22 protein-coding genes and 4 tRNA genes are annotated in these 25,223 nt (G+C 72.9%); 12 read left to right on the top strand and 14 right to left on the bottom strand.

The window, feature by feature from the left end; genetic code table 11:
• The 3 genes from IH45_RS0137120 to IH45_RS0137110 all read right to left on the bottom strand — a co-directional run.
• The coding region (locus IH45_RS0137120; RefSeq protein ID WP_032919053.1) for a serine/threonine-protein kinase at window positions 1-1,094 on the bottom strand (1,094 nt) is incomplete at its 3' end.
• A 231-nt stretch (window positions 1,095-1,325) separates the two neighbouring features.
• Entirely contained in the window at window positions 1,326-1,796 is a 471-nt protein-coding gene (locus tag IH45_RS0137115) for a MarR family winged helix-turn-helix transcriptional regulator (protein WP_030679356.1), read from the bottom strand.
• Window positions 1,793-2,476 carry a DJ-1/PfpI family protein gene (locus tag IH45_RS0137110; RefSeq protein WP_030679352.1) on the bottom strand — a complete coding sequence of 228 codons (684 nt, stop codon included), beginning with the start codon at window positions 2,474-2,476 and terminating at the stop codon, window positions 1,793-1,795. The genes IH45_RS0137115 and IH45_RS0137110 overlap by 4 nt, the downstream gene beginning before the upstream one ends.
• Before the next feature lie 237 nt (window positions 2,477-2,713).
• Here IH45_RS0137110 and IH45_RS0137105 point away from each other — a divergent pair, with 237 nt between their 5' ends.
• The 4 genes from IH45_RS0137105 to IH45_RS0137090 all read left to right on the top strand — a co-directional run bounded on the left by IH45_RS0137105 (window position 2,714) and on the right by IH45_RS0137090 (window position 6,711).
• A complete protein-coding gene (locus IH45_RS0137105; RefSeq protein WP_030679349.1) occupies window positions 2,714-3,517 on the top strand; it encodes a polyphosphate polymerase domain-containing protein in 804 nt (267 codons plus the stop codon).
• Between the two features lie 231 nt (window positions 3,518-3,748).
• Window positions 3,749-5,107 carry an aspartate aminotransferase family protein gene (locus IH45_RS0137100; protein WP_030679346.1) on the top strand — a complete coding sequence of 453 codons (1,359 nt, stop codon included), beginning with the start codon at window positions 3,749-3,751 and terminating at the stop codon, window positions 5,105-5,107.
• Between the two features lie 226 nt (window positions 5,108-5,333).
• A complete protein-coding gene (locus IH45_RS0137095) occupies window positions 5,334-6,011 on the top strand; it encodes a GntR family transcriptional regulator (protein WP_030679343.1) in 678 nt (225 codons plus the stop codon).
• Window positions 6,012-6,060: 49 nt separating this feature from the next.
• Window positions 6,061-6,711 (top strand): hypothetical protein, encoded by a 651-nt coding sequence (locus IH45_RS0137090; protein ID WP_030679341.1) that lies wholly within the window; start codon window positions 6,061-6,063, stop codon window positions 6,709-6,711.
• Between the two features lie 147 nt (window positions 6,712-6,858).
• Here the strand turns inward: IH45_RS0137090 and IH45_RS0137085 are convergent, their stop codons facing one another.
• On the bottom strand, window positions 6,859-7,605 hold the full coding sequence (locus IH45_RS0137085; protein WP_030679338.1) for an SLATT domain-containing protein: 747 nt from the start codon (window positions 7,603-7,605) through the stop codon (window positions 6,859-6,861).
• Between the two features lie 348 nt (window positions 7,606-7,953).
• On the opposite strand from IH45_RS0137085, the gene purD reads away from it, so the two are divergent.
• From purD to IH45_RS0137070, 3 genes are all read left to right on the top strand, one after another.
• Entirely contained in the window at window positions 7,954-9,213 is a 1,260-nt protein-coding gene (gene purD / locus IH45_RS0137080; protein ID WP_030679336.1) for a phosphoribosylamine--glycine ligase, read from the top strand.
• 702 nt (window positions 9,214-9,915) lie between these two features.
• Window positions 9,916-11,814 (top strand): hypothetical protein, encoded by a 1,899-nt coding sequence (locus IH45_RS0137075; RefSeq protein WP_394298736.1) that lies wholly within the window; start codon window positions 9,916-9,918, stop codon window positions 11,812-11,814.
• 290 nt (window positions 11,815-12,104) lie between these two features.
• Window positions 12,105-13,583, top strand: a complete 1,479-nt coding sequence (locus IH45_RS0137070) for a N,N-dimethylformamidase beta subunit family domain-containing protein (RefSeq protein ID WP_030679332.1) — start codon at window positions 12,105-12,107, stop codon at window positions 13,581-13,583.
• A gap of 71 nt (window positions 13,584-13,654) precedes the next feature.
• Here the strand turns inward: IH45_RS0137070 and IH45_RS0137065 are convergent, their stop codons facing one another.
• Complete coding sequence (locus IH45_RS0137065) at window positions 13,655-14,575, bottom strand: LysR family transcriptional regulator (RefSeq protein ID WP_030679330.1); 921 nt, start codon at window positions 14,573-14,575, stop codon at window positions 13,655-13,657.
• 260 nt (window positions 14,576-14,835) lie between these two features.
• Between IH45_RS0137065 and IH45_RS0137060 the strand changes: the two genes are divergently transcribed.
• Window positions 14,836-16,035, top strand: coding sequence for an MFS transporter (locus IH45_RS0137060; protein ID WP_030679328.1), 1,200 nt, complete (start codon window positions 14,836-14,838; stop codon window positions 16,033-16,035).
• A 150-nt stretch (window positions 16,036-16,185) separates the two neighbouring features.
• Complete coding sequence (locus IH45_RS0137055; RefSeq protein WP_030679325.1) at window positions 16,186-17,088, top strand: phosphoribosylaminoimidazolesuccinocarboxamide synthase; 903 nt, start codon at window positions 16,186-16,188, stop codon at window positions 17,086-17,088.
• 151 nt (window positions 17,089-17,239) lie between these two features.
• On the opposite strand, the gene IH45_RS0137050 is transcribed toward IH45_RS0137055, so the two are convergent.
• The 9 genes from IH45_RS0137050 to IH45_RS0137010 form a co-directional block, all read right to left on the bottom strand.
• Window positions 17,240-17,312: transfer RNA gene (locus IH45_RS0137050), tRNA-Gly, on the bottom strand.
• A gap of 34 nt (window positions 17,313-17,346) precedes the next feature.
• Window positions 17,347-17,940: a response regulator transcription factor gene (locus tag IH45_RS0137045; RefSeq protein ID WP_030679322.1), complete on the bottom strand. Its 594-nt coding sequence runs from the start codon at window positions 17,938-17,940 to the stop codon at window positions 17,347-17,349.
• Between the two features lie 781 nt (window positions 17,941-18,721).
• Entirely contained in the window at window positions 18,722-20,167 is a 1,446-nt protein-coding gene (locus tag IH45_RS0137040; RefSeq protein WP_234440818.1) for a sensor histidine kinase, read from the bottom strand.
• Window positions 20,140-20,946, bottom strand: a complete 807-nt coding sequence (locus IH45_RS0137035; RefSeq protein ID WP_030679316.1) for an ABC transporter permease — start codon at window positions 20,944-20,946, stop codon at window positions 20,140-20,142. Before IH45_RS0137035 ends, IH45_RS0137040 begins: the two co-directional genes overlap by 28 nt.
• Window positions 20,943-21,917 (bottom strand): ABC transporter ATP-binding protein, encoded by a 975-nt coding sequence (locus IH45_RS0137030; RefSeq protein WP_030679314.1) that lies wholly within the window; start codon window positions 21,915-21,917, stop codon window positions 20,943-20,945. Before IH45_RS0137030 ends, IH45_RS0137035 begins: the two co-directional genes overlap by 4 nt.
• 171 nt (window positions 21,918-22,088) lie before the next feature.
• Window positions 22,089-22,161, bottom strand: a tRNA-Gly gene (locus tag IH45_RS0137025).
• A 75-nt stretch (window positions 22,162-22,236) separates the two neighbouring features.
• Window positions 22,237-22,308: transfer RNA gene (locus tag IH45_RS0137020), tRNA-Gly, on the bottom strand.
• A 45-nt stretch (window positions 22,309-22,353) separates the two neighbouring features.
• Window positions 22,354-22,425 (bottom strand) — tRNA-Gly (locus IH45_RS0137015).
• 190 nt (window positions 22,426-22,615) lie between these two features.
• A complete protein-coding gene (locus IH45_RS0137010; protein WP_030679311.1) occupies window positions 22,616-22,936 on the bottom strand; it encodes a histone-like nucleoid-structuring protein Lsr2 in 321 nt (106 codons plus the stop codon).
• A gap of 300 nt (window positions 22,937-23,236) precedes the next feature.
• On the opposite strand from IH45_RS0137010, the gene purS reads away from it, so the two are divergent.
• The 3 genes from purS to IH45_RS0136995 all read left to right on the top strand — a co-directional run.
• Window positions 23,237-23,494, top strand: a complete 258-nt coding sequence (gene purS / locus IH45_RS0137005; RefSeq protein WP_030679308.1) for a phosphoribosylformylglycinamidine synthase subunit PurS — start codon at window positions 23,237-23,239, stop codon at window positions 23,492-23,494.
• Entirely contained in the window at window positions 23,491-24,195 is a 705-nt protein-coding gene (gene purQ, locus IH45_RS0137000) for a phosphoribosylformylglycinamidine synthase subunit PurQ (RefSeq protein ID WP_030679306.1), read from the top strand. The genes purS and purQ overlap by 4 nt, the downstream gene beginning before the upstream one ends.
• A partial coding sequence (locus tag IH45_RS0136995; RefSeq protein WP_030679304.1) for an AIR synthase-related protein occupies window positions 24,192-25,223 on the top strand: 1,032 nt, incomplete at its 3' end. The genes purQ and IH45_RS0136995, both read left to right, overlap by 4 nt.

Below are 25,223 nucleotides of genomic sequence, written 5' to 3'. Positions count from 1 at the left end.
GTGGTGGGGGCCGAGGCGAGCGCCGCGGCGGTCGCGGGGGCGGGCGCGGGGGTGGGGGGCTGTTCCTGGGCCGCGTCGTGGCGGTCCCAGGACCCGCCGCTGTTGTCCCAGGACCGGCCGGAACCCTCGTAGCTCCCGTCGGCCTCCTCGTACGCCCCGTTGGGGTTCTCCGCGTCGAGCAGTTCGACGGCGTGCCGTCCCAGTTCGGCTATGAGCGAGCCCGGCAGCCAGGGCTCGTGCGCGTCGTCGTCGGATCTGGTGTACGCGATGAGCTGGTCCGGCGTCGGGCGCTGCGCCGGTTCCTTGGCCAGACAGGCCGCGACCAGGCTGTGCAGCCCGTACGGCAGCCCGGTCAGGTCGGGGTCCTCCTGGGCGATGCGGTACATCAGCGCGTGTACCCCGCTGTCCGACCCGCCGAACGGCAGCCGTCCGGTTGCCGCGAACATCAGCACCGAGCCGAGGCAGAAGACGTCGGTGGCCGGGGTGACCGGCCGGCCGCGCACCTGCTCGGGCGACATGAAACCGGGGGAGCCGACGGCCTGGTTGGTACGGGTGAGCCCGCCGCCTACGGTCACCGCCTCCAGCGCCCGCGCGATGCCGAAGTCGATGACCTTCGGACCGTCGATGGTGAGCAGGATGTTGGACGGCTTGAGGTCGCGGTGCACGATGCCGGCGGCGTGGATGCTGCGCAGCGCGCCCGCCAGACCGCCGGCGAGGATGCGTACGGAGCGCTCGGGCAGCGGCGTACGGCCTTCGGTGATCACCTGCCGGAGCGAGGGGCCCGCGATGTACCCGGTGGCGACCCACGGCGTCTCGGCCTCGGTGTCGGCGTCCAGCACCGGCGCCGTCCACTCACCGCCGACCCGCCGCGCGGCCTGCACCTCGTGCCGGAACCGGGCCCGGAAGTCGTCCTGGCCCGACAGCTCGGTCTTGACCAGCTTGACGGCGACCGTGCGGCCCCGGTCGGAGCGGGCGAGGTAGACCCGGCCCATCCCGCCCTCACCCAGCCGGCCGAGCAGCCGGTACGCCCCGATCCGCGGCGGGTCCTGGGGGCCGAGCTGCCCGAGGCGGCCGCGCTCTGCGCGCTCATTCACGTTCCGCTTGCCCTTTCACCTTGTTCGCCCTGTGCTCCCGGACGTTCCCTGCGGGGACGGTGCCGCAGACGCGAACGTTCTGGACGACGCCGCCGGTTTCGGTTCGGTTCCCCGGTGTCCGTACCGGCCGTGGTCGGGCAGAGTGGCGCGTGGTGCGTGGCGGAAGGGGTCGGGCGGCCGGGCGGGCCGGGTGCGGACTTCGGTACGGCTGGCAGGACGCGGGACGAGACCTCAGTAACCGAGGTTATCGAGCGCCCGGGAGAGCGTCTGCACCGCCTCCATGACCGTACGGAACTGCGCAGGTCCGCCCAGCTGTTCGGACAGCTCGGCGGCGAACTCGCCGTGATACGGGGTGATCCGCTGCAAAGCGGACAAGCCGTCAGGTGTGAGCGCGAGCAACTTGGCTCGCCGGTGGGCGGGGTTGGGACGGTACTCGGCCAGCCCCTCGGCCACCACCAGGTCCGCGACCCGCTGCACGCTCTGCCGGGTGATGCCCATCGCCCGCGCGATCCCGGCGACGGGCAGCGGCCCGCCCGCCACGGCGCCGAGCACCTGCCACCGGGCGGTGGTCAGCCCGGCCGGGCGGGCCAGCTTCTCCGACACGGCGAGGAACTGGCCGTTGAGACGGAAGACGCCGAGGGCGGTGTGGCTGAGGAGGTCGGGGGTGGGGGTGGGGGCTGGGTCGGTGGCGGGGTCGGTCATGCCGTCGGCCCCGTCGCCTGCTCCTCCGCCGTCTGCCCCGCGCCCATCAGAACGGGGAAGGCGCTCGCGTCCGAGTGGCGGAAGAGGCGGAACCACGCGTCGAGCACCTGCGGTTCCATCACGTCCAGCTCGGCGAGGATCTCCCGGGCGAAGGCGACCGGTTCGGTCGGCCCGGCGGTGATCAGGCCGCGGTCGCGCACCGCATCCGCGTCGCGGTAGCGCTCGCCGCCCCGGTAGCCGTCCTGCGCGGCGAGGTAGTCGGCGGCGCCGCTGGTGTGCGTACGGCCGTCGAGCAGTCCCTCGCGGGCCAGCCCGGCGGTGGCGCCGCAGATGGCGGCGACCGGGACGTCCGCGTCCAGGAATGCGCGGGCCTTGCGGGCGAACGGGGCGAGGGCCTCGCCCGCGTCCCACAGGCCGGCGCCGGGGAGGATCAGCAGCGCGCTGTCCTCGGGGGCGAGGGCGTCGAGCGCGAGGTCGGGTGTGATCCGCAGCCCGCCCATGGTGGTCACCGGGCGCGCGGTCCCGAGGCCGACGGTCACGATGCCGAAGCCGGTCCGGCCGGCGCGGAAGGCGTCGCCCGTACGGAGGTGGGCCGCGGCGTGGCCGTACTCCCAGTCGGCGAGCGTGTCGTAGACGGCGAGGTGGACGGTGGTGCGGGGCCGTGCGGGCGTACCGGTCATGGGGCTCCCCCTGGAGAGCGGGCCGTGCCGCACGCCGCGGCGCCGTGCCCGATGACAGGATGCTGTCGTAATGACAGGGTGCTGTCAATGGCTGGTGGTGGGCGTCCACTTCCGTTTGCCGGAACCTTTCGGCAGGCCCGCTCGTACGACCTCACAGCGCGGCCACCGCAGCCGGCCCCGCACGATCACCCGTTCCCCCGCGCACCCGCGGCCCCGTCCCCTGTCCGAGGAGACCGTGTGATTCCCGCCGTACGGGCCATCGCCCGCGCCGCCATGGCCGCACGTCCGATCACTCTCTCCGAACTCCAGGCCCGCGCGGAGCTGCTGACCCGCATCGACCACAGCTACCTCGTACCGGTCGAGATCTTCGCCGACTTCGCGGCCCGGCTGACCGACCCGCACCGGCCGGGCGGCCCGTTCCGGGCGCTGTGCGTCAACGGCCGCCGCTGGTTCGGCTACCACTCGGTCTACTACGACACACCCGGCCTGCGGGCCTTCCACGACCACCGGGAGGGGCGCCGGCACCGCTACAAGATCCGCGAGCGGCTGTACGAGGACACCGGTGAGCGGCAGTTCGAGGTCAAGCTCAAGGGGCGGCACGGCGAGACGGTCAAGCGGCGGCGGCCGCTGCTGCCCGGCGAGGCGACGCTGGGGCGCGGGCCGCGCGGCTTCCTGGCCGGTGTCCTGCACGGTACGTACGGCATCGCCGCGCCCGAGGACCTGGTGCCGTCGCTGGTGACCGACTACCGGCGCGCCACGTTCGTCGCCGACGGCCGACGCGTCACCTGCGACGCCGGGCTGGTCTGCCGGGACGCGGGCACCGGCCGCAGCGTACGGGCCGACGGCGGCCTGGTCCTCGTCGAGACCAAGACCGCGGTGACCGGCCACCTGGCGGAGGAGGACCGGCTGCTGCGCACCTACGGGCTGCGCGCCGCCGAGTTCACCAAGTACTGCGGGGCGATGGCGGCGTTACGGCCCGGCCTGACCGGCGATCAGTGGCGGCGGGCGGTGCGGACGGCGTTTCCGCGGGAGGCGGCGTAGCGGTGTCCGATGGCGGGGTGCCCGATGGCGGGGTGGCCCGATGGCGGCGGGCTCCCCGTCGGGCGCACCGGCCCCTCCTGGAGCTTCCTACAGCCCCACCGACACACTGTCCGCGCCCATGGTGAGCGCCAGACACAGTGTCGGTACCTGCGGCGGCACGCTGATCCCTAGGCTGAGGGCGTCCGCCGTACCGTGTCCCCGGGCGGGCCCGAGCGATCCGAGGTAGTGACCGTGACCACGACGCAACCCGACCCGGCAGCCGGCGCGGCGGTGCACGCCACCGACCGCGCGCACGTCTTCCACTCCTGGTCCGCGCAGGGCCTGATCGACCCGCTGCCGGTCGCCGGCGCCGAAGGCTCGTACTTCTGGGACTACGACGGCAACCGCTACCTGGACTTCTCGTCCCAGCTGGTCAACACCAACATCGGCCACCAGCACCCGAAGGTCGTCGCCGCGATCCAGGAGCAGGCCGGGAAGCTGTGCACGATCGCGCCGGGCTTCGCGGTGGACGTGCGGGCCGAGGCCGCCCGGCTGATCGCGGAGCGCACCCCGGGCGACCTCGACAAGATCTTCTTCACCAACGGCGGCGCCGAGGCCGTGGAGAACGCGGTCCGCATGGCCCGGCTGCACACCGGCCGCGCCAAGGTCCTGTCCACCTACCGCTCGTACCACGGCGCCACCGCCGCCGCGATCAACCTGACCGGCGACCCGCGCCGCTGGCCCTCCGACACCGCCTCGGCCGGTGTCGTGCACTTCTGGGGCCCGTTCCCGTACCGCTCGCCCTTCCACGCGGAGAACGAGGCCCAGGAGTGCGAGCGCGCCCTCGCGCACCTGGAGGACACGATCGCCTTCGAGGGCCCGCAGTCCATCGCCGCGATCATCCTGGAGACCGTCCCCGGCACCGCCGGGATCATGGTCCCCCCGCCCGGCTACCTGGCCGGCGTCCGCGAGATCTGCGACCGCCACGGCATCCTCCTCGTCCTGGACGAGGTCATGGCGGGCTTCGGCCGTACCGGGCGCTGGTTCGCCGCCGACCACTTCGGCGTCACCCCCGACCTGCTGACCTTCGCCAAGGGCGTGAACTCCGGCTATGTGCCGCTGGGCGGCGTTGCCATCTCCGCCGAGATCGCCGCCACCTTCGACCAGCGCCCCTACCCGGGCGGCCTGACCTACTCCGGGCACCCGCTGGCCTGCGCCTCCGCCGTCGCCACGATCAACGCGATGGCCGAGGAGAAGATCGTGGAGAACGCGGCGGAGATCGGCGAGAAGGTCATCGGGCCGGAACTGCGCGCCATCGCGGAGCGGCACCCGTCGGTCGGCGAGGTGCGCGGGCTGGGCGTCTTCTGGGCGCTGGAGCTGGTCAGGAACAAGGAGACCCGGGAGCCGCTGGTCCCGTACAACGCGTCGGGCGCGGCCAATGCGCCGATGGCGGAGTTCACGGCGGCCTGCAAGCGCGGCGGCCTGTGGCCCTTCGTGAACATGAACCGCACCCATGTCGTCCCGCCCTGCACCGTCACCGAGGCCGAGGCCAAGGAGGGCCTGGCCGCCCTGGACGCGGCGCTGGCGGTGGCGGACGCGCACACGGGCTGAGTCCGGGGCCGTATAGCCGTATACGGGTCCGGGCCTGTGCATGGGTCGGGTCCGGGCCCGTACGCGGGCCGGACCCGGTCCGTAAGCGGGCCGTGTCCCGGTCCGTCCCCCGCACCACCGTCGCCCCGCCCGTCCCCCTCGCCTATCGTGAAGGCCAGGGCCGCTCTCCTCGCATGCGGTCGTACGGACCAGCCGGCCCACGAGGCCGCCGAAGGAGACGGACACGATGCCCGCCGGCCCAGGCAGCGGAGTCATACGGCGCAACACCCTGCGCCAGCAGATCGCCGACGCGCTGCGCGACGAGGTGCTGGCCGGGCGGCTGCCCTGCGGACACCAGTTCACGGTCAAGGAGATCGCCGAGCAGTACGGGGTCTCCGCGACGCCCGTACGCGAAGCCCTGCTCGACCTGTGTGCCCAGGGACTCCTGGACGTCGAGCAGCACCGCGGTTTCCGGGTGCACGCCTTCACGGCCGCCGACTACCGGGCCATGGTCGAGGCCCGCACCCTGATTGTCGAGGGCATCTTCCGCACCCGCGCCGAGCGCGCGCTGAGCACCGCGCCGTCCGCCGTGCTGATGTCCGTCAGGCGCCGCGCGGAGGAGGCGGAACGGGCTGCGCGGGCGGGCGACTTGGACGTACTGATCGGGTACGACCTGCGCTTCTGGCGTGAACTGGGCAGCCTGGTGGGTAACCCGTACATCAGTGACTTCCTGGACCGGGTACGGGTGCAGAGCTGGGTCTTCGCGGTGCCGCTGCTGCGCCGCGCGGCGGATCTGCGCGGCCGGCTGTGGCACGGCCACCGGGACCTGGTCAGCGCTGTCGTGCGGCACGATCTGGCCGAGGCGCAGCGGCTGGTGCGCGAGTACAACGAGCACTCCCTCGCCCTCGTCGACGGCGCCTGCTAGCACTACCCTGTCCCGTCCGCCCCCCACCCGACCGGAAGTGAGCTCATACGTGGCATGTGACCTGTGGCTGGTCCCCCTTGTCGATGTGCTGTGCCACAGCCCCGACAACCCCTTCTCCGAAGAGATCGCCGCCTACGACAAGGCCCTCACGGAAGCGGGACTGCCGCCCGTCCCCGTCTTCAGCTACATGCCCGGGCTGTCCGGGGACGTCGCCCCGGTCGCGGGCTTCGACTACGACGCGCTGCATTTCCTGCGGCGCGCCTACCTGCTGCGGATCTGCGGGCTGGAAGTGACGCCGGTGGACGAACTGGGCGGGGACTACGAGCAGTTGCTGGAGATGTTCGAGACCACGGCCCAGGAGTCGCACCTGGTGTGGCACTACGACCACGCCGGGGCGTACGTTCCGGTCGACTTCCCGCACCCGCTGGCCACCGAGGAACTCCTGGAGGGCGGCGGGCCGCTGGGCTCCGCCCACGGGCTGCTGCGCGACCTCGAACTGGTCGCGCCGTCCATCGGTATCGATCCGGCCAATCCGCCGGCCGCGCCCGAAGCGCCGTCCCGGCCCACCACCCTGGAGGAGCGGGCGAGCGGGGTGCCCCTGGAGGACGGTCCGTTCGCGCGGGAGCGGCATGTGTGGCTGGGGCTGCACGCCGCGGCCACGCGGAGCCTGGGCCAGGGGTCGATGATCGTCTTCAGCTGACGCGGGCGACGCGCTCGGCCCGACGTGGCGCGCTCGGCGCGGCGCGCGGGACCGCGCCGAGCGGGCGTGCGAGCGGGCGCGTTGTACGCGTCGTGCGCGCCGAGCGGGCGTGTCGTACGTGTCGTGCGAGCGGGCGCGTCGTGCGCGTCAGCGCGGCGGCTCGGGGGGCCGCTGCCGCGGCATGTTCGGGCGGGTGCCCGGCGGGAGCGTGATCCGGCCGGGTTGCGGACCACCGGGTTCCGGCCGCTGCCCCCACTGCGCCGTCGCGCGGGCGCCGGGCGGCAGCGGGCCCGGCCGGAACTGCGACATCCAGTCGGCGGTCTCGGCCCGCACCAGCTCCGCGATGTCCTCGTTGAAGCGGCGCAGCACGCCCAGACAGCGTTCGGCCGCCTCGCCGGCGGTGCCCTCCGTCGGGCCGAGGACCTCGCGTACGTTCTCCGACGCCCAGTCGAACTGGAGGGTGTCCAGGCGCCGTTGCACCGCCTGCGCGGTCGCCACGTCCCGCATCCAGCCGGCCGTCACCCCGAAGAAGCGGTCGCTGCCGACGCACACCGCCGCCACCAGCAGCGCCAGATACCCCCACTTCGCGCCGCCGGGGGCCGCCCCGGTCAGGTCCAGCAGCGGCAGCAGGCCGCCGACCGCGACACCGGCGGCGGCGCCCAGCCGCAGCGCCCGCGCGCCGCGCCGTTTGGCCACCCGGTCGTGCAGGTACCAGGAGGCGGCCTGCAGGGCGCCCGCCTCGACCCAGTGGTACAGCTCGTCGAGGCGCTCAGCCGGTTCGCCCCAGTCCCCGAGCGGGAAGGCGCGGCCTCCCAGGTCGCGGCGACCGTGGTCGCCGCCCGGCCCGCGCTCCTCCCGAGGGGGCCCCTCGGGCTGCATCTCCGGCTGACTCACCCGTGCACTCCCTCATGCAGATACGTGCGATGCGCGCGGTACGTACGAGACGGCCGGTGCGCACCCTCCTTCCTACCGCCGAACGGTGGGCCTCGCCCCCAAGATCGCTTTATTTCCGCCCGGAAGTGGTGCTGCGTCAGGTATAAGGTCATGCCCCTTCTCACTCGAAAGAGTTGCCACTGCCCGGCCTCGACCGGTTTCCACGGCTTGCGCCCGTCTCGTCCCCTGGCTCGTCCCCGTCTCGTCCTCGGCCCGCCCGCCGCCCCGTCCGCGCCTCCGGCCCGGCCCCGTACGGAGGGCGCGGGGGCGCCGCCCGTGGCCCGCGCCCGCGGCGACTAGGCTGCGCATGTGAAGGTCCTCGTCATCGGCGGCGGCGCCCGCGAACACGCCCTGTGCCGCTCACTGTCCCTCGACCCCGACGTCACCGCGCTGCACTGCGCCCCCGGCAACGCCGGCATCGCGGAAGTGGCCGAGCTGCACACCGTCGATGCCCTCGACGGCGCGGCCGTGGCCGGCCTGGCGCGGCGCCTGGAAGCGGACCTGGTGGTGGTCGGCCCCGAAGCGCCCCTGGTCGCCGGTGTCGCCGACGCCGTCCGCGAGCTGGGCGTCCCCGTCTTCGGACCGTCCGCGCGGGCGGCCGAGCTGGAGGGCTCCAAGGCGTTCGCCAAGGATGTGATGGCTGCCGCCGGGGTGCCCACCGCGCGCAGTTACCTGTGCACCACCCCCGAGGAGATCGACGAGGCGCTGGACGCGTTCGGCGCCCCGTACGTGGTCAAGGACGACGGCCTGGCGGCCGGCAAGGGCGTCGTCGTCACCGAGGACGTCGAGGCGGCCCGCGCGCACGCGCTGGCCTGCGACCGGGTGGTCATCGAGGAGTTCCTCGACGGGCCGGAGGTCTCCCTGTTCGCGGTCACCGACGGCGAGACCGTCGTGCCGCTCCAGCCCGCCCAGGACTTCAAGCGCGCCCACGACGCCGACCAGGGCCCGAACACCGGCGGCATGGGCGCGTACAGCCCGCTGCCGTGGGCCGACCCCAAGCTGGTCGACGAGGTCATGCGGACCGTGCTGCAGCCCACCGTCGACGAGCTGCGCCGCCGTGGCACGCCGTTCTCCGGGCTGCTCTACGCGGGCCTGGCGATCACCTCGCGCGGCGTGCGCGTCATCGAGTTCAACGCGCGCTTCGGCGACCCGGAGACCCAGGTCGTGCTGGCCCGGCTCCGTACGCCGCTGTCCGCGCTGCTGCGCGCCGCCGCGACCGGCACGCTCGCGTCCCTGCCGCCGCTGCGCTGGAGCGACGACGCGGCGGTGACGGTCGTCGTCGCCGCGCACAACTACCCGGGCACGCCGCGTACCGGCGACCCGATCGGCGGCCTGACCGAGGTCGCGGAGAAGGACGCCCCCGGCGCGTACGTCCTGCACGCGGGGACGAAGAAGGACGCCGCCACCGGCGAGGTCGTCAGCGCGGGCGGCCGGGTGCTGTCCGTGACGGCCACCGGCGGCGACCTGGCAGCGGCCCGGGAGCGCGCCTACCGCGCGCTCGGCCGGCTCACGCTGGACGGCTCGCACCACCGTACGGACATCGCGGCGCGGGCGGCGGGGGAGAGCTGAGGGGCGCACGCGCCTCTGATGCGCGCCGGCCGATCGCGTGCTGGGCTCCTGGTACGGGCTTCATGTCTGTCGGGACTGCGGGCTGGGCTCCTGGCGTGGGCTTCATACGCGCTGGGCTCGCTCGCTGGGCTGCTGGCGTGGCCTTCATGCGCGCGGGTCTGCGCGCTGAGCTCTTGGTACGGGCCTGATGCGCCTCCGGGATTCGCCCGGAGGCGCCCGGCGTGCGGCACCGGTCCGGGGCCCGAGGGCGCCCGCCGCGCGCCCCTGGCCTGCGCCTGGGCGCCCTGGTCCGGTGCTCCGGTGTCCCCGGCCGGTCCGGGGCGTGTCCGTGGCCGCGCCCGTCCTGCCCGTTGTGCCCCGTTCCCGCCGCCCCGGAGGATTTTGGCCGGGATGGGGCTCCCGGCTTTACCCAAAGCCATTCCATCGAGTGACCGCGGCGCCATCCGGCTGACGGGGCGGGGTACCCCAACTAGGGTTCCCCGCAAGCGTCCTGTGGCAGTCGTACCGCCCGGCGGAACGGCTGCCGCGGCGGCGTCCGGCAAGTGGCTCACCGGCATTGCGATGTCAGTGGCCGGTGCCACAGTGGTGGAGAGTGAGCAACGCCGTCGGAGGCCGACCGTGCCCCCGGCACCGTTGCCCCGCTCTTGTCGTCCCGTGTTCTCTTCGTCCCGTTGATCAGGGCAGCAGGGGGTGTACAGGCTGGTGGCAGGTCCGGAAGCAGGAGCAGAGGCGGCGCGCGCCCGCGCGCTCGCGGTGCTGCGGATCCGCGGCGCGGCGCTGGGCGTGGCCCTGGTGCCCGCCGCGGTGGCCGTGGTGCTGCTCGTCGGCGGACTGACCGGCCGTATCGGCCGCGCCGATCCCCTCACGAGTTCCACCGGCTGGGACACGGCGCGCTGGGTGGTCACCGGCCTCGCGCTGGTCGTGCTGCTGCTGGCCGCGCTCGTGACGGCCGTCGTCGTACGGGCCCGGCCCGCGCTGAGCCCGTCCGTCCCCATAGCCGAGGAGTCCGCCCCCGACCTGTACCGCCTCGTACGGGACCTGGCCGACCGCCTGGAGGTGCCCGCCCCGTCCGCGATAGCCCTGACGCCCGACTGCGACAGCTGGCTGGAGGACCGTACGCACCGCGCGCACGGCCCGCCGCGCGGCAAGGAGGCGCGCGGTAAGGAGGCGCGCGGTAAGGAGGCGGGTGGCTCGGGCGCCGGAGCGCGCGGCGGCGCACGCTCCGTGCAGGCGCCGGTCCTGGTGATCGGCTCGCCGTTCATGTGGTGGATGCGGGTGGCCGAGCTGCGGGCGCTGCTGGCGCCCGTCGTGGCCGGTACCGGCCCGTCCGCCAACCCGGACATAGCCGCGGCCCGCCGTTTCGTCCGCGGTCTGGACGCCGCGGTGGCGGTCTCCGCGCGCGCCAAGAGCCCCCTGAGCGCTCCGGCGCCCGCGTTCGTCGGCTGGGTCGCGCGCCTGTTGCTGCGGGCCTGCCGCGAGCACGCCATGGAGATGGAGCGGTGCGTCGCCGCCGCCGCCTCCGAGCGCGCCCAGAACGTGGACTACGGCCTGCGGATCGTCGCCCAGGAGCAGGTCGGCCTGGCGTACGCGGGCTGGGACCGGCTGCTGACCAGGGTCGCGCTGCCTGCCTGGCGTCTGGGCCGCTGGCCCTCCCGGCTGGACGCCGGCGTGGTGTCCGCGCTCACCGAACTGTCCCGCCGCGACCGTCTGGCCGAAGGTTTCACCTCGCGCCTGGGCGAGCGCCCCGCGTGCGACCTCCTGGAGGAGCCCGGCGCCGTGGACCGCGCCGCCTCCCTCCTCGCCGCCCGCCTCTTCCACGGCGGCCCGGCCGAGCCCGGCCCGGACTGGTCCCCGGTGGGCTGGCAGCAGTATCCGGAGGAGGTCGTGGACCGCAAGTGGCGCCTGGAGGCGGCGCGGCTGCACCGCGTCCTGGACGCCCTCCCGCCGATCGCGGGCGGCGGCCGTTCCGGGCGGGAGGGGCCGGGCGGCCCGGAAGGCCCGGGTGCTGCGGATGGCCCGGAGGGGCTGGTCGCCGCGGGCAGTGCGGAGGCTCCGGAGGGCCCGGCCACCGCGTACGGCCCCCCAGCCCCGCAGGAGAGGCTGATCGCCGGTGAGCCCCCGGCCGACCCGGAAAGCTCCGGCCCCACGCTGATAAGGGTCATCGAGCGCCTGGTGGCCGACGAGCGGGCGAGCGATCTCGTCGCCGCGCGGCTCGGTGCCGAGCTGGCGCGCGAGGAGCGTGCGGAGGCGGCGCGCCAGGCGGCCCGCGAGCCGGTGGCCGACGGCCCGGACGCGGGCGTGACCTGGGGCGACGGGCTTGCGGACGGGTTGCCGCTCTTCCCGATGCAGCCCCCGCGCACGGGCCGTGAGCTGCTCGCCGACCATGTGACCGCGATGGTGTGCTGCGCCGCCGTGGACACCGCCGGCGCCGCCCCCGGCCTGGACTGGCTGGACGGCCCGATCCTGCTCGTCGACGGCGTACGCCGCTCGGACCTGGGCCACCCGGTGCTCCGGCTCGTGGACGACGGCGACGCCGGACCGCTCGGCGACTGGCTCGGCGAAGTCGGCGTACGGCCCGAGAAACCGGTCCGGCTCGTATGAGGGGCGCCGACGGCGCACGCGGAGCGTACGGGGGCGCATTCGGGGGCATGAAGAAGCCGAGTGCGCCTGTTGTGGACGTCCGCTCCGCATCACCCGCACGACCGGGCTGAATGTTCCCCTTCAGTTCGTCGTTCATGGCCGGAACCCTCGCGAATTCACGACGAAGGGTGACGGAGCAAGTGCGTAATGTGATGTGCTGGGATCGGCCCCGGTCGTTCAATCGAGCACGAAATCTGAGTGCCGCGGCGGCCTGCTCAGTCGGCGGGGGGACGCAGGGAGGGGAGTACGAGGTGGGGACGGAGCAGATCCGGCGCTGGGAGTCGGGAGCGCTTGCGCACGCGGTCACGGATCCGTTCGGCCAGGGCCCGCTGCCCTGGCTGCGCGGCAGCGAGAACTACTTCGACTCCGGTCAGGTGGTCCCCTGGTACGTGGACCCGGCGGTCGCCCCCGGCGAGAAACGCCTGCCCTCGCCCCGCTCCAGCGCAGGCCCCCGTACCGCCGACGACGTACGCCAGCAGATCAAGGGCTTCGTGAGCACCGGCGCGGTGGCCCCCGGCGAGGCCATCGACTTCCGTGTCTCGGTCGACCCGCCGCAGCCCTTCAGCATCGACATCTACCGCATCGGCCACTACGCGGGCACCGGCGCCGCCAAGATCACCACGAGTCCGCGGCTGGCCGGCATCGTGCAGCCCGCGCCGCTCGCCGCCGACCGCACGGTCTCCTGCCACCACTGGTGGCTGTCCTGGCGCCTCCAGGTCCCCGCGTACTGGAAACTGGGCGCCTACGTAGCCGTCCTGACCACCTCCGGCGGCCACCGCAGCCATGTCCCCTTCACGGTTCGCGACACCCACCCGGCCGACCTCCTGCTGCTCCTGCCCGACATCACCTGGCAGGCGTACAACCTCTATCCGGAGGACGGGCGCACCGGTGCCAGCCTGTACCACGCCTGGGACGCGGACGGTTCGCTGCTCGGCGAGCCCGACGCCGCCACCACCGTCTCCTTCGACCGCCCCTACGCGGGCGCGGGCCTCCCGCTCCACGTGGGCCACGCCTACGACTTCATCCGCTGGGCCGAGCGCTACGGCTACGACCTCGCGTACGCCGACGCCCGCGATCTGCACGCCGGCCTGGTCGACCCGTCCCGCTACCGCGGCCTGGTCTTCCCCGGCCACGACGAGTACTGGTCCCAGCCCATGCGCCGAACCGCCGAACTGGCCCGCGACAGCGGCACCTCGCTCGTCTTCCTGTCCGCCAACACCATGTACTGGCAGGTCGAACTGGCTCCCTCGCCCGCGGGACCGGACTCCCTGCTCAGCTGCCGCAAACGCCAGGGCCCCGGCAAGCCCGCCCTGTGGCGCGAGGCCGGTGACCCGGAGCAGCTGCTGATGGGCATCCAGTACGCCGGCCGGGTGCCGGAGCCCGCGCCCCTGGTCGTCCGCAACGCCGACCACTGGATGTGGGAGGCGACCGGCGCCCACGAGGGTGACGAGCTGCCGGGCCTGGTCGCCGGTGAGGCCGACCGGTACTTCCCCCGTACGCCCCTGCCGGAGCACAGCCACCGCATCCTGCTGGCGCACTCTCCGTACGAGGACAGCGAGGGCACCCGCCGCCACCAGGAGACCTCGCTCTACCGCGCCCTCAGCGGCGCCCTGGTCTTCGCCTCCGGCACCTTCGCCTGGTCCCCGGCCCTGGACCGCCCGGGCCATGTGGACGAGCGCGTCCAGCGCGCCACGGCCAACCTGCTCGACCGCATCTGCAAGCGGGACTGAGGCCGGGACCCGCAAGCGGGGCCGAGGCCGGGATCTGCAAGCGGGGCCGAGGCCGGGGCGGTTCCTCGGGGCTATCGCCCCGCGGCCGTCCCCAGCTCCCGCGCCAGCGCCACCGTCAGCGCCCGGAAGATCCGTACCTCCGGATTCGGGTCGCCCGCCCGCGTCGCGAGCACGCTGTGTGCGTACGGCGCGTCCAGCACCGGCACGTACACCGTCCCGGGCCACGGGTAGTAGCGGGCGAAGGACTTCAGCCCGGAGCCCGCGCCGCGGCCCGCCGCGACGCTGGTCAGCACGTCCTGCGGGGTCAGCGCGCAGTCCGGGGCGCGGCGCTCGCCCTCGTCGAAGTACAGGTAGTCGGTGAACGGCCGCGGCGTGTGCCGGGGCAGCCGCAGATACGGCAGGTTGATGACGTCCGCGACCCGCACGCCCGTCGCCGCGGCGTCCGCGAGCGGCGAGGCGGCCGGGACCGCGACGATCCGCTGCTCGGTGGTCAGGACGTCCACGTCGATGCCCTCGCTTTGGATCGCGGGCCGTACGAACGCGACGTCCACCCGGTCCTCGCGCAGCGCGCTGCAGTGCTCCGTGAAGTTGAGCTGGACCAGCTTCAGCGGGACCTCCGGGCGGGCCCGGCGGAAGGCGTTGACGGCCGCCGGCGTGACCTCGGCCGAACCGTGCCCCATCACCCCGACCCGCAGCCCGCGCGCCGCCCGAGACGAGGCCGCCGAGGCGCGTTCCGCCGCCTCGGTCACGTCCTCCACGGCGGCGTTCGCGGCGGCCAGCAGCGTACGGGCGTGGGAGGCCAGCCGCTGCCCGGCGGCGGTCGGCCGTACGGGGCCGTTGCCGCGGTCCAGCAGTCGGGCGCTGAGCTCGCGTTCCAGCTGCTGCACGTGCTGGGTGACCGCGGCCGGCGAGAGGAAGAGCCGGGACGCGGCCCGTCCGAAGTGTCCTTCCTCGACCACCGCCAGGAAGGAAGACAGCCGTCGCAGGTCCATACGTGCCACGATAAATCGAACGGGGGCCCGGTTCCGGGGGCCGTTCACGATTCCTGAACGGAGGCGGCGCCGATGGCCTCCGGCCTCGTACAACGGCTCTCATGAGCACGCCCTCCGCCGATCGACACACCACTGCTGCCACTGCCACTGCCCCCGCTGCTCCCGCTGCTCCGGCCCCCTTCGCTGCTCGTGCGGCCTCTGCTGCCTCCGCTGCTCGTGCTGCCTCCGGCCGGCCCCGCCACTGGCTGCGCGCGGGCTGGTTGATGACGGCCTCCGGCTGGAGCGCCAACCAGTTCTCCGCCCTGCTCGGCGCCTACCGCAGCGACCTGGGCCTGACCACGGCCACCACCACCGCCCTCTTCGCGGTGTACGTGCTCGGCCTGATCCCGGGACTGCTGCTGGGCGGCCCGCTGGCCGACCGGCGCGGGCGGCGCCCCGTGGTCTACACCGCGCTCGCCACGGCGGCCGTGGCGACCTGCCTCCTGATGGCGGGCCCGGCCGCCGTCTGGCTGCTGTGGCCCGGCCGCTTCCTGACCGGCCTCGGCGCGGGCGCCCTGCTCACCGCGGGCAGCGTCTGGATCAAGGAACTCTCGTCCGCCCCGCACGACCCGGCCACCGCCCCCGGCACGGCGGCCCGCCGCTCCGGCCTCTTCCTCTCCGCCGGCTTCGCCTCCGGCGGACTGGCCGCCGCGCTGATCGCCCAGTGGGCGCCGTACCCGATGATCACGGCGTACGTGCCGCACCTGGTGCTGTCGGCGGTGGCCGCGGTGGCTGCGATGCGGGCGCCGGAAACGGGGCGGGAGGGGGCTGGGCGCCGTTCGGGTGCCTGCGTGGGTGCTGGCGCGACTGTGAGTTCTGGTGCGGCTGTGGTTTCTGGTGCGGGTGCGGGTGCGGGTGCGGGTGCCTCCTTCTGGCGCCTGATCGCCCCCGTGGCCCCGTGGGTCTTCGCCGCTCCGACCATCGCCTTCGTGACGCTCCCGGGGCTCGTCGGTGCGCGCCTCGACGGCTGGCAGACGGTGTACGCGGGTGTCGCCACAGCCGTGACCCCCGGTGCCGGCCTGCTGGTGGCGCCGCTCGCCCGCCGGCTCGCCGCCCGGCACCGCCTGGCCACCGCCGTCACCGGACTGGCCGCCGTCGCACTCGGTCTCCTCGTCGGCGCCCTCGCCGTCGCGGCCGTACAGCCCGCCGTGGCCCTGGGCGCCGCGGCGGTGCTCGGCGGCGGATACGGACTGTGCGTGGCGTACGGCCTGACCGAGGTCGCCGCACTGGCGCCGCCGCACCGGCTGGCCCGGCTCACCGCCCGCTTCTGGACCCTCGCCTACCTGGGCTTCTTCGCCCCGTACGGCGTCACCCTGCTCAGCGCGCTCTGGTCCCCGCCGGCCATCCTCGCCGCCGCGGCACTGCTGGCCGTCCTCACCCTGGGCGCAGTCGCCCGCGCGGCGCATCGCGACCGGATGTGACCGGCGGCGGTCGTGTCCGTACCCGAACACCGGTCCCGCACGACCGGCCACCCGCGACCACCCGTGACCTCCCGCGACCCTGGAACGCCGTCCCGCCCCCGCATACGGAACAATCGAAGCGACGCCTGGATCAACCTACGCGGAGGCAGCGTGTCCGGTTTTGTAGAAAAGCCCGAGGCAGTGGAGGTCCCGGGGCTCACCCACCTCCACACCGGCAAGGTGCGCGACCTCTACCAGAACGCCGCCGGCGACCTGGTCATGGTGGCCAGCGACCGTATCTCGGCTTTCGACTGGGTGCTGCCCACCGAGATCCCGGACAAGGGGCGGGTGCTCACCCAGCTGTCGCTGTGGTGGTTCGACCAGCTGGCGGACCTCATCCCCAACCACGTGCTGTCCACGGAGCTGCCGCCCGGCGCCCCGGCGGACTGGGAAGGCCGTACGACGGTCTGCAAGTCGCTGGCGATGATCCCGGTGGAGTGCGTCGCCCGCGGCTACCTCACGGGCTCCGGCCTCGTCGAATACCAGCAGACCCGTACGGTCTGCGGGCTGGCACTGCCGGAGGGCCTGACCGACGGCTCGGAACTGCCCGCCGCGATCTTCACTCCCGCCACCAAGGCCGCCGTCGGCGAGCACGACGAGAACGTCCCGTACGAGGAGGTCGCCCGCCAGATCGGCGCCGAGACCGCCGCCCAGCTGCGGCAGGCCACCCTCGCCGTGTACGGGCGGGCCCGCGACATCGCCCGCGAACGCGGCATCGTCCTGGCGGACACCAAGTTCGAGTTCGGCTTCGACAGCGCGCGGCAGCTGACGCTGGCGGACGAGGTCCTCACCCCGGACTCGTCCCGCTTCTGGCCCGCGGACGTCTGGAAGCCGGGCCGGGCCCAGCCCTCCTTCGACAAGCAGTTCGTCCGCGACTGGCTCACCTCGCCCGCCTCCGGCTGGGACCGCACGAGCGAGCAGCCGCCCCCGCCCCTGCCCCAGGATTCCGTCGACCGCACGCGCGCCAAGTACATCGAGGCGTACGAGCGGCTCACGGGACTGGCTTGGGCGTAATAAGGGCGGCTGGGCATAAGGGCGGCTTGGGCGTAAGGACGGCGTGGGGCCGGGTCTCCCGGCCCCACGGGCGCGTGCCGCCCCCTACGAAGAAGGCCCCGGTAGGGCGAACGAAGAAGGCCCCGGTCACGAGGACCGGGGCCTTTCCCTGAGCGGACGACGAGGCTCGAACTCGCGACCTCAACCTTGGCAAGGTTGCGCTCTACCAACTGAGCTACGTCCGCCTGCCCCGCGCTCAGCGGCGCGGTGCGGGCTCCACTATATCCAACCTCGCGCGCGGGCGATGCGCGCTGCCGCGTGACGGTTCTCGGCGGAGAGCTTCGCGGTGGCCGAGGAGAGGTAATTGCGCACCGTCCCCGGCGACAGCGCGGCCCGCTCCGCGATCTCCGCCACGGGTGCGCCGTTCTCCGCGTACTCCAGCACCTCCGCCTCCCGTACGGTCAGCGGCGAGTCCCCGGCGCTGATGGCGTCGGCCGCCAACTCGGGGTCCACATACCGGTTTCCGGCGTGCGCCGAGCGGATGATCTCGGCCAGCCGCTGCGCCGAGACGGTCTTCGGCACGAACCCCTTCACCCCTGCCTCCAGGGCCCGCTTCAGATGGCCGGGGCGCCCGTGACTGGTCACGATCATGGTCCGGCAGCCGGGCAGCCGACTGCGCAGAGATGTGGCCACTGCCACACCGTCCGCCCCCGGCATCTGAAGATCCAATACGGCTACGTCGGGCCGGTGGGCCAGCGCCATCGCCAGCGCCTCCGGTCCCGACCCCGCCTCGGCCACCACCTGAAGATCATCTTCCAGTGCCAGCAACGCGGCCAGCGCCCCTCGAATCAGATGCTCGTCGTCGGCGAGCAGGACGCGGAGGGGGGCCGGGTGCCCCGCTGGGGGCTCCGACGGAGTCGCCGCTTCCGTAGGGGGCTCGGGGAGGGCCTCGGCAGGGACCGCTACCGGGCGCCCTGGCGGGACCGCGGGCTGGGCCCCCGACGAGGCCTCGGACGGTGCCTCGGACGACGCCTCGGACGGAACCGCCGGGCCCGCGGCTGCATCCGCATCCGTACCCGGCTGCTGTCCGGACGCTGGCGGGACTTGGCCGGGGTGGCGATTGGCCCCGACCCCCGGCACCGACTCGGAACCCGGCGCCGACTCGGAACCCGGCACTGTGCCGGTCCCGGAGGCCGCTCCGGCCCCGGACGCAGCTCCCGCCCCCGGCGACGCTCCGGCCCCTACTGCCGCTCCGAACCCCGACGCTGCCCCGGCCCCCTGCGCTGCCTCGTCCCCCTGTGCTGCCTTGGCCCCCTGTGCTGCCCCGGTTCCTGGCGTTGCCTCGATCCCCGGCGCTGCCCGCCATCCCGGTACCGGCCCGAGCGTCCGCCCTGACTCGGGCCTCCGCCCCAGCTCCTCCGCCCGCTCCGCCTCCGCCATGCTCTCCGCTTCTCTCACGTCGCTTCGTCCCTCCGGCCGGGCGCCCCGACCGGCCCCACGCGGGCCGTCATCACCCGGCCCAGCCCCGCGCTACAGCCCGCCAGCTCCGGCACTGCCAGCTCCGGAACCGGCGCTCCGGCTCCGGTACCGACACCGGCGCTCCAGCCCCCGCGCTCCAGCCCCCGCGCTCCAGCACCTCCGCCCCCGCCCGTACCTACACGGACTCCTGCGTCCGAGCGGGCCACTCGTTCCCGGCGACCCCGAGCGCGTTCGCCTCCGCCACCTGATCCTCCTCCAGCGGGACGTGGGCCCGTAGCCAGAAGCGTCCGTCCGGGCGGGGGCCGACGAGCAGGGTGCCGTCCAGGGCGGCGAGGCGTTCCCGCAGGCCGGGGATGCCGCTGCCGGCGCTCTGCCGGGCCGCTTCCGGTACGACGCCGTCGTTCTCCATCGTGAACACCACCGCCGGTACGGCCCGGGCCGCCGCGTCCGCTCCGGCGCCGGCCTGTCCCGACTTCGTGCCGCGCGTCCGGCCGACGCCGGAGGTGCCGTCGGACGTCACCCGCAGCGTCAGCCAGCACGTGGACGCGTTGGCGTGGCGCAGCACGTTCGTGGTGCCTTCCCGTACGACCCAGGCCAGCACCGACTGCACCTGCTGCGGCAGCCCGGCACTGTCCTCCTGGTCCATGAGGCACTGCACCCCGGCCGCCTGGAGCACCGCCCGCGCTCCCGCCAGCTCCACGTCCAGGTCCGCCTCCCGGTAGGCGCGGACCACGTCCCGGAGCTCCCGCTGGGAGTCCTGGGCCAGCTGCTGCACCTCCGTCATCTGGTCGGCGGCCTCCGGCCGGCCCTTGCGTGCCAGCCGTGCCGCCAGCTCGCTCTTGAGCGCGACCACGGCCAGGTTCCGGCCGACGACATCGTGCATGTCCCGCGCGAAGCGCAGCCGCTCCTCGGCGACGGCGAGCCGGGCCTGTGCGCCCTTGGCCTCGTCCAGCTCCCGCATCGCGGCGAGGATCCAGCCCCAGCTGCGGCATGCCAGCGCGGCGAAGACCCACGAGAAGGCGAGGGTGACCGGAAGTCCCGCCACGAACACGAGGGAGACGCCCGCCAGGGACATCGCCGTCATGATCACCGCCGTGGCCACCACCCACACCAGTGCCTGCCAGCGCTTCTTGATCACGAGAGACAGGAGGCAGCTGGTGGGCAGGGTGGGGAAGAGCGTCATGGAGGACCAGGTCTGCAGGTTCATCGGCAGCTCGGCATCGACGATCAGCTCCGTGAGCAGCGTTATCGACGCGACCGCCAGCACCCCCGACACGGCGATCAGCCGCCATGGCGCGGGAGTGCCGTAGACGTAGTGCGAGAGCCCGCGCCGTACGCCGGGGAGGTAGACACCGCACTGCACCAGCCCGAGCACCGTGACCGGCACCAGCGACAGCAAGGAGTGCCGATCCGGGGCCAGCACGGCGACGAGCGGTGCGAGCAGCCAGCCGACGTACATCAGCCACGGGGTGACGTACAGCGTCCACCGCGCCCACAGGAAGACCTGCGCAACCCTGCCCCGCCCCCGCAAATTGCGCAGCTGTTCCTGGAACACCGGCTCCGCACCCCCGTCGTCCTCGCTGCCGTACATCGTCAGTGGCGTGGCTCCCAGCGGAACCACCGACGTACAGCAAACACCGCGATCCCGGCCCAGGCCAACGCGATGACCAGCCGCTTCAGCGTGTCGGTGAGGTCGCCCTCGCCGATCCAGCCGTCCCGTACCAGGCCCATCACCGGCGACAGGGGCAGCAGCTCCAGGACTGCGGCGACCCGGTCGGGGAAGATGTCCAGCGGCGCGATCATCCCGGAGCCGGCCATGGATATGAAGACGAACGGCAGCGTGGTGAGCGAAGCCGCCTCGGCACTCTTGGTGATGGCGGTGGAGGCCGCGGCCATCGCGACCACGATCACCATGCCGAGGAGCACACCCAGCAGCAACAGGTGCGGGGCCCGGGGCAGGTCCACCTTCAGGGCCAGCCCGCCGACGATCACCAGCAGGACACACTGCACCAAGCCGATGAGCACCGTCGGCAGGGCCGTCCCGGCCAATATCTCCCGGTCCGTCAGCTCACCGCAGCGCAGCCGCTTGAGCACCAGCTCCTCGCGGCGGGTCACCAGCGCGCCGGTGACGGTGCTGTACACCGCGAAGACCAGCACGAAGCCGATGGTGCCGGGCAGCAGGGCCGTGCCGACCGACAGGCCGCTCTTCTCCAGCGGCATCTCGGCGACCGCCCGGTGCAGGGCGAAGGCCATGATCAAGGGCATCAGCAGTGCCATGAACAAGGTGGTCTTGTTACGGCCCAGCAGGGTCAGTTCGGCGCGGGCCAGGGCCGTCAGCCGGTCGCGCGTGCCCGTACGAGCGGCCGCCGCGGGCCTCGTCCCGATGTCGGTGACGCTCACTTGTCCTCCAAACCCTTGGCGATCCGCAGGAACGCCTCCTCCAGCGATGCCGAGCGGGCGTCCAGCCCTTGCAGCTCGATGCCCTTGTCCCGCGCCCACAGCAGCACGCCGGTCGCGGCCCGCTGCAGGTCGGAGGTGAGCAGCCGTATCGTGCGGCCCACCGTCTCGTGTCCGTCGACGCCCAGTTCCGGGAACGGCGGCAGATCGCCGGCCAGGAAGCCGTCGGGCAGCTCGAAGGAGATCTGTGCGGGGTGGCTGGCCACCACCTCCGCGACCGTGCCGGTCGTCGCTATCCGGCCCCGGTGCATGATCGCGAGGCGGTCGGCCAGTCCCTCGGCCTCTTCCAGGTAGTGGGTGGTCAGCACGACGGTCGTGCCGTCCGCCCGCAGTTCGCGTATCAACTCCCAGGTCGCGTGGCGGGCTTCGGTGTCCAGGCCGGTGGTCGGCTCGTCGAGGAACAGCACCTCGGGCCGCCCCAGCGTCGCCATGGCCAGGTCCAGCCGCCGCCGCTCACCGCCGGAGAGCATCTTGATCCGGACGTCCCGGCGGCGGGTCAGTCCGACCATCTCCAGCGCCTCGTCGACCGGCCGGGCGCCGCTGGTGGTGCCGGCCCACATGCGCACGGCCTCGGCCGCCGTCAGGTCCGAGGGGAAGCCACCCTCCTGGAGCATCACGCCGACCCGCGGCCGCACCCGGGCCCGCTCCGCATACGGGTCGTGGCCCAGCACCCGCACCTTGCCGCCGGTCGGTGCGGCCAGCCCTTCGAGCAGCTCGACGGTGGAGGTCTTGCCCGCCCCGTTGGTCCCGAGCAGGGCGAACAGCTCGCCCCGGGCGACGGAGAAATCTATGCCCCGCACCGCCTCGTAGCCCGCGTCGCCCTTCTTGCTCTTCCGGCCGCCGCCGGACGGTCCGTACCGCCTGCGCAGACCCGTGACGTCAATCACGTTCGCGCCGAAGTCCCCGATGTTCATGCTTCAAGGCTCCCGCCCGGATCCGCCCCCGGGCAGTGCGGCTTGTCATCAGCCCAGATGACAAATGTCAGGTGAGGCGGGCAGGGGGCCTGCCCATGAGGGTGGGAGGGGCCGGGGCGGCGCGGACATACGCGAAAGGCCCCGGTCGCGGTGACCGGGGCCTTTTCTCTGAGCGGACGACGAGGCTCGAACTCGCGACCTCAACCTTGGCAAGGTTGCGCTCTACCAACTGAGCTACGTCCGCAGGCATCCGACCGGCTTTCACCGGGCGGCGCGACAGCTACTCTACCTGATCCACAAGGCCGGTAGGTACTGTCAGAGCGGGTGACAGGGATTGCACACTGCGCCTCCCCCTTGGAAAGGGGGCGCTCTACTACTGAGCTACACCCGCATGACCACCATCCACCGGGCCCGAAGATCCGGTCGATGCTGTCAGAGCGGGTGACAGGGATTGCACACTGCGCCTCCCTCTTGGAAAGAGGGCGCTCTACTACTGAGCTACACCCGCGTGACTCCTCGGGGTTCGGCCTTTCGGCCTCGCCCCTCGGCGTGCTCCAGACTCTAGCTGATCAACAGGGGTGCTGCGCAACTCGGCTGCTGGGCAGTGGAAACCGGCCCGCCCGGCCACCGCCGCCCCGGCGTCGTCCGCCCGATGCCCGGACGGACGACGGCTCGCGGCCGGACACCGGGCGGCCCGGTCAGCTGTTGGCCGCGTCGAAGGCTTCGTAGACCTTCTTCGGAATCCGGCCGCGCGGGGGCACGTCCATGTGATGGGAGCGGGCCCAGGCGCGCACCGCGGCGGGGTCCGGCATCACGGAGGTGTGGTGGTACGCCTTGCCGGACTTCGACCGCTTGCGGCCGGCCTCGACGAAGGGGGCGAGGGCGCCGCGCAGTTTCTTCGCATTGGCGGGATTGAGGTCGATCTCGTACCACTTACCGTCCAAACCGAAGGTGACCGTCTCTGCGGCTTCTCCGCCTTCGATGTCATCGGAGAGCGTGACTACTACGCGCTGCGCCACGGATATCGGTCCTTTCGAGCAGCAATCCCGTCCTGACATGGGGGGATGCTGCAGATCCGGCTGATTGGGATCAATGCATTTTCATTTGTACAGCGACAGGCATTGCAAGGTGAAGCCCAGTTAATTTCCTCAGCGTGTCCTTCCGCAATGCGGACCCTAGGTCTTTTCTGAGATTTTCCCCACCGCTCACCGAGGCCGATGCCGCAACGTGATCACACCGTCACGATATCTATGCGCGTAGATTTTCGAACACGGTACTGTGAGGGCACCGCCTTACGCACCACACCATCGGGAGTGCCAGTGGCACGCGTCGTAGTCGACGTCATGCTCAAGCCGGAGATCCTCGACCCGCAGGGGCAGGCGGTGCAGCGCGCACTGCCACGCCTGGGATTCGAGGGGATCGGCGACGTCCGTCAGGGCAAGCGTTTCGAACTTGAGGTGGAGGGCCCGGTCGATGACGCCGCCCTCGCCCGTATCCACGAGATGGCCGAGACTTTCCTCGCGAACACGGTCATCGAAGACTTCACCGTCCACGTCGAAGACCGGGCCGGATCATGACCGCACGCATTGGGGTCGTGACCTTCCCCGGCACGCTCGATGACCGCGACACCCAGCGCGCGGTGCGGCTGGCCGGGGCCGAGGCGGTGCCGCTGTGGCACCGCGACAAGGACCTGAAGCAGGTCGACGCCGTGGTGCTGCCCGGCGGGTTCTCCTACGGCGACTATCTGCGGGCGGGCGCCATCTCGCGGTTCTCGCCGGTGATGGAGACCGTGATCGAGCAGGCCAAAGCCGGGCTGCCGGTGCTGGGTATCTGCAACGGCTTCCAGGTCCTGACCGAGACGCATCTGCTGCCCGGGGCCATGCTGCGCAACGAGAGCCTGCACTTCGTGTGCCGGGATCAGCGGCTGCGGGTGGAGAACGCCGGGACCGCCTGGACCACCGACTACACGGCGGGCCAGGAGATCTCCGTACCGCTGAAGAACATCGACGGCCGCTACGTCGCCGACGAGCGCACCCTCGACATGCTGGAGGCCGAGGGCCGGGTCGCCTTCCGCTACCTGACCGGGGGCGACGCCGCCGACGGCTACGGCAACCCCAACGGCTCGCTGCGCGACATCGCCGGCATCACCAACGAGGCGGGCAACGTCGTCGGCCTCATGCCGCATCCCGAGCACGCCGTCGAGCCGCTGATCGGCACCGGCCGCACGGACGGCCTCGGATTCTTCACCTCGATCCTGAAGAGGTTGGTCAACGCATGACGCTCGACACGGTCAAGCACGCAGCCCAGACGCCGGAGGCCGACCAGCCGTGGGCCGAACTCGGCCTGAAGAGCGACGAGTACGAGCGGGTCCGCGAGATCCTGGGCCGCCGCCCGACCGGGGCGGAGCTGGCGATGTATTCGGTGATGTGGTCGGAGCACTGCTCCTACAAGAGCAGCAAGGTCCACCTCAAGCAGTTCGGGCAGAAGGTGCCCGCCAACGACGCGATGCTGGTAGGCATCGGCGAGAACGCCGGCGTCGTCGACGTCGGGCAGGGCTTCGCGGTCACCTTCAAGGTCGAGTCGCACAACCACCCCTCCTACGTCGAGCCCTACCAGGGCGCCGCCACCGGCGTCGGTGGGATCGTGCGCGACATCATCGCCATGGGCGCGCGCCCGGTGGCGGTGGTGGACCCGCTGCGCTTCGGCGCCGCCGACCACCCCGACACCAAGCGCGTCCTGCCGGGCGTGGTGGCGGGCATCGGCGGTTACGGCAACTGCCTGGGCCTGCCCAACATCGGCGGCGAGGTCGTCTTCGACGCCTGCTACCAGGGCAACCCACTGGTCAACGCCGGCGCCATCGGCGTCATGCGGCACGAGGACATCCACGACGGCATCGGCGGCGCCTCCATCCTGGCCTCGGAAACCTTCGACGACGCCAAACCCTCGAAGCGCCCCGCCGTCCAGGTCGGCGACCCCTTCCAGGAAAAACTCCTCATCGAGTGCACCCTGGAAGCCTTCGCCGAAAAACTCGTGGTCGGCATCCAGGACCTGGGCGCGGCGGGACTGTCGTGTGCGACCAGCGAGCTGGCGTCCAACGGCTCCGGCGGCATGCGCGTGGAGCTGGACGACGTACCGCTGCGCGACTCCACGCTCTCGCCGGAGGAAATCCTCATGAGCGAGTCGCAGGAGCGCATGTGCGCCGTCGTCGAGCCGGACAAGGTGGAGCGGTTCCTGGCGATCTGCGAGAAGTGGGACGTGACCGCCACCGTCATCGGCGAGGTCACCGACGGCGACCGCCTGGAGATC

The sequence above is a fragment of the Streptomyces rimosus subsp. rimosus genome, assembly GCF_000720725.1.
In the GTDB taxonomy this organism is placed as follows: Bacteria; Actinomycetota; Actinomycetes; order Streptomycetales; family Streptomycetaceae; genus Streptomyces; species Streptomyces rimosus_A.
This window is presented reverse-complemented; position numbering and strand designations above follow the sequence as displayed.

Bases quoted from the DNA above. Each gene is read 5' to 3' on its own strand.
- IH45_RS0137115 (WP_030679356.1), bottom strand. From the start codon at position 1,796: ATGACCGACCCCGCCACCGACCCAGCCCCCACCCCCACCCCCGACCTC.
- IH45_RS0137110 (WP_030679352.1), bottom strand. From the start codon at position 2,476: ATGACCGGTACGCCCGCACGGCCCCGCACCACCGTCCACCTCGCCGTC.
- IH45_RS0137095 (WP_030679343.1), top strand. From the start codon at position 5,334: ATGCCCGCCGGCCCAGGCAGCGGAGTCATACGGCGCAACACCCTGCGC.
- IH45_RS0137065 (WP_030679330.1), bottom strand. From the start codon at position 14,575: ATGGACCTGCGACGGCTGTCTTCCTTCCTGGCGGTGGTCGAGGAAGGA.
- IH45_RS0137030 (WP_030679314.1), bottom strand. From the start codon at position 21,917: ATGAACATCGGGGACTTCGGCGCGAACGTGATTGACGTCACGGGTCTG.
- purQ (WP_030679306.1), top strand. From the start codon at position 23,491: ATGACCGCACGCATTGGGGTCGTGACCTTCCCCGGCACGCTCGATGAC.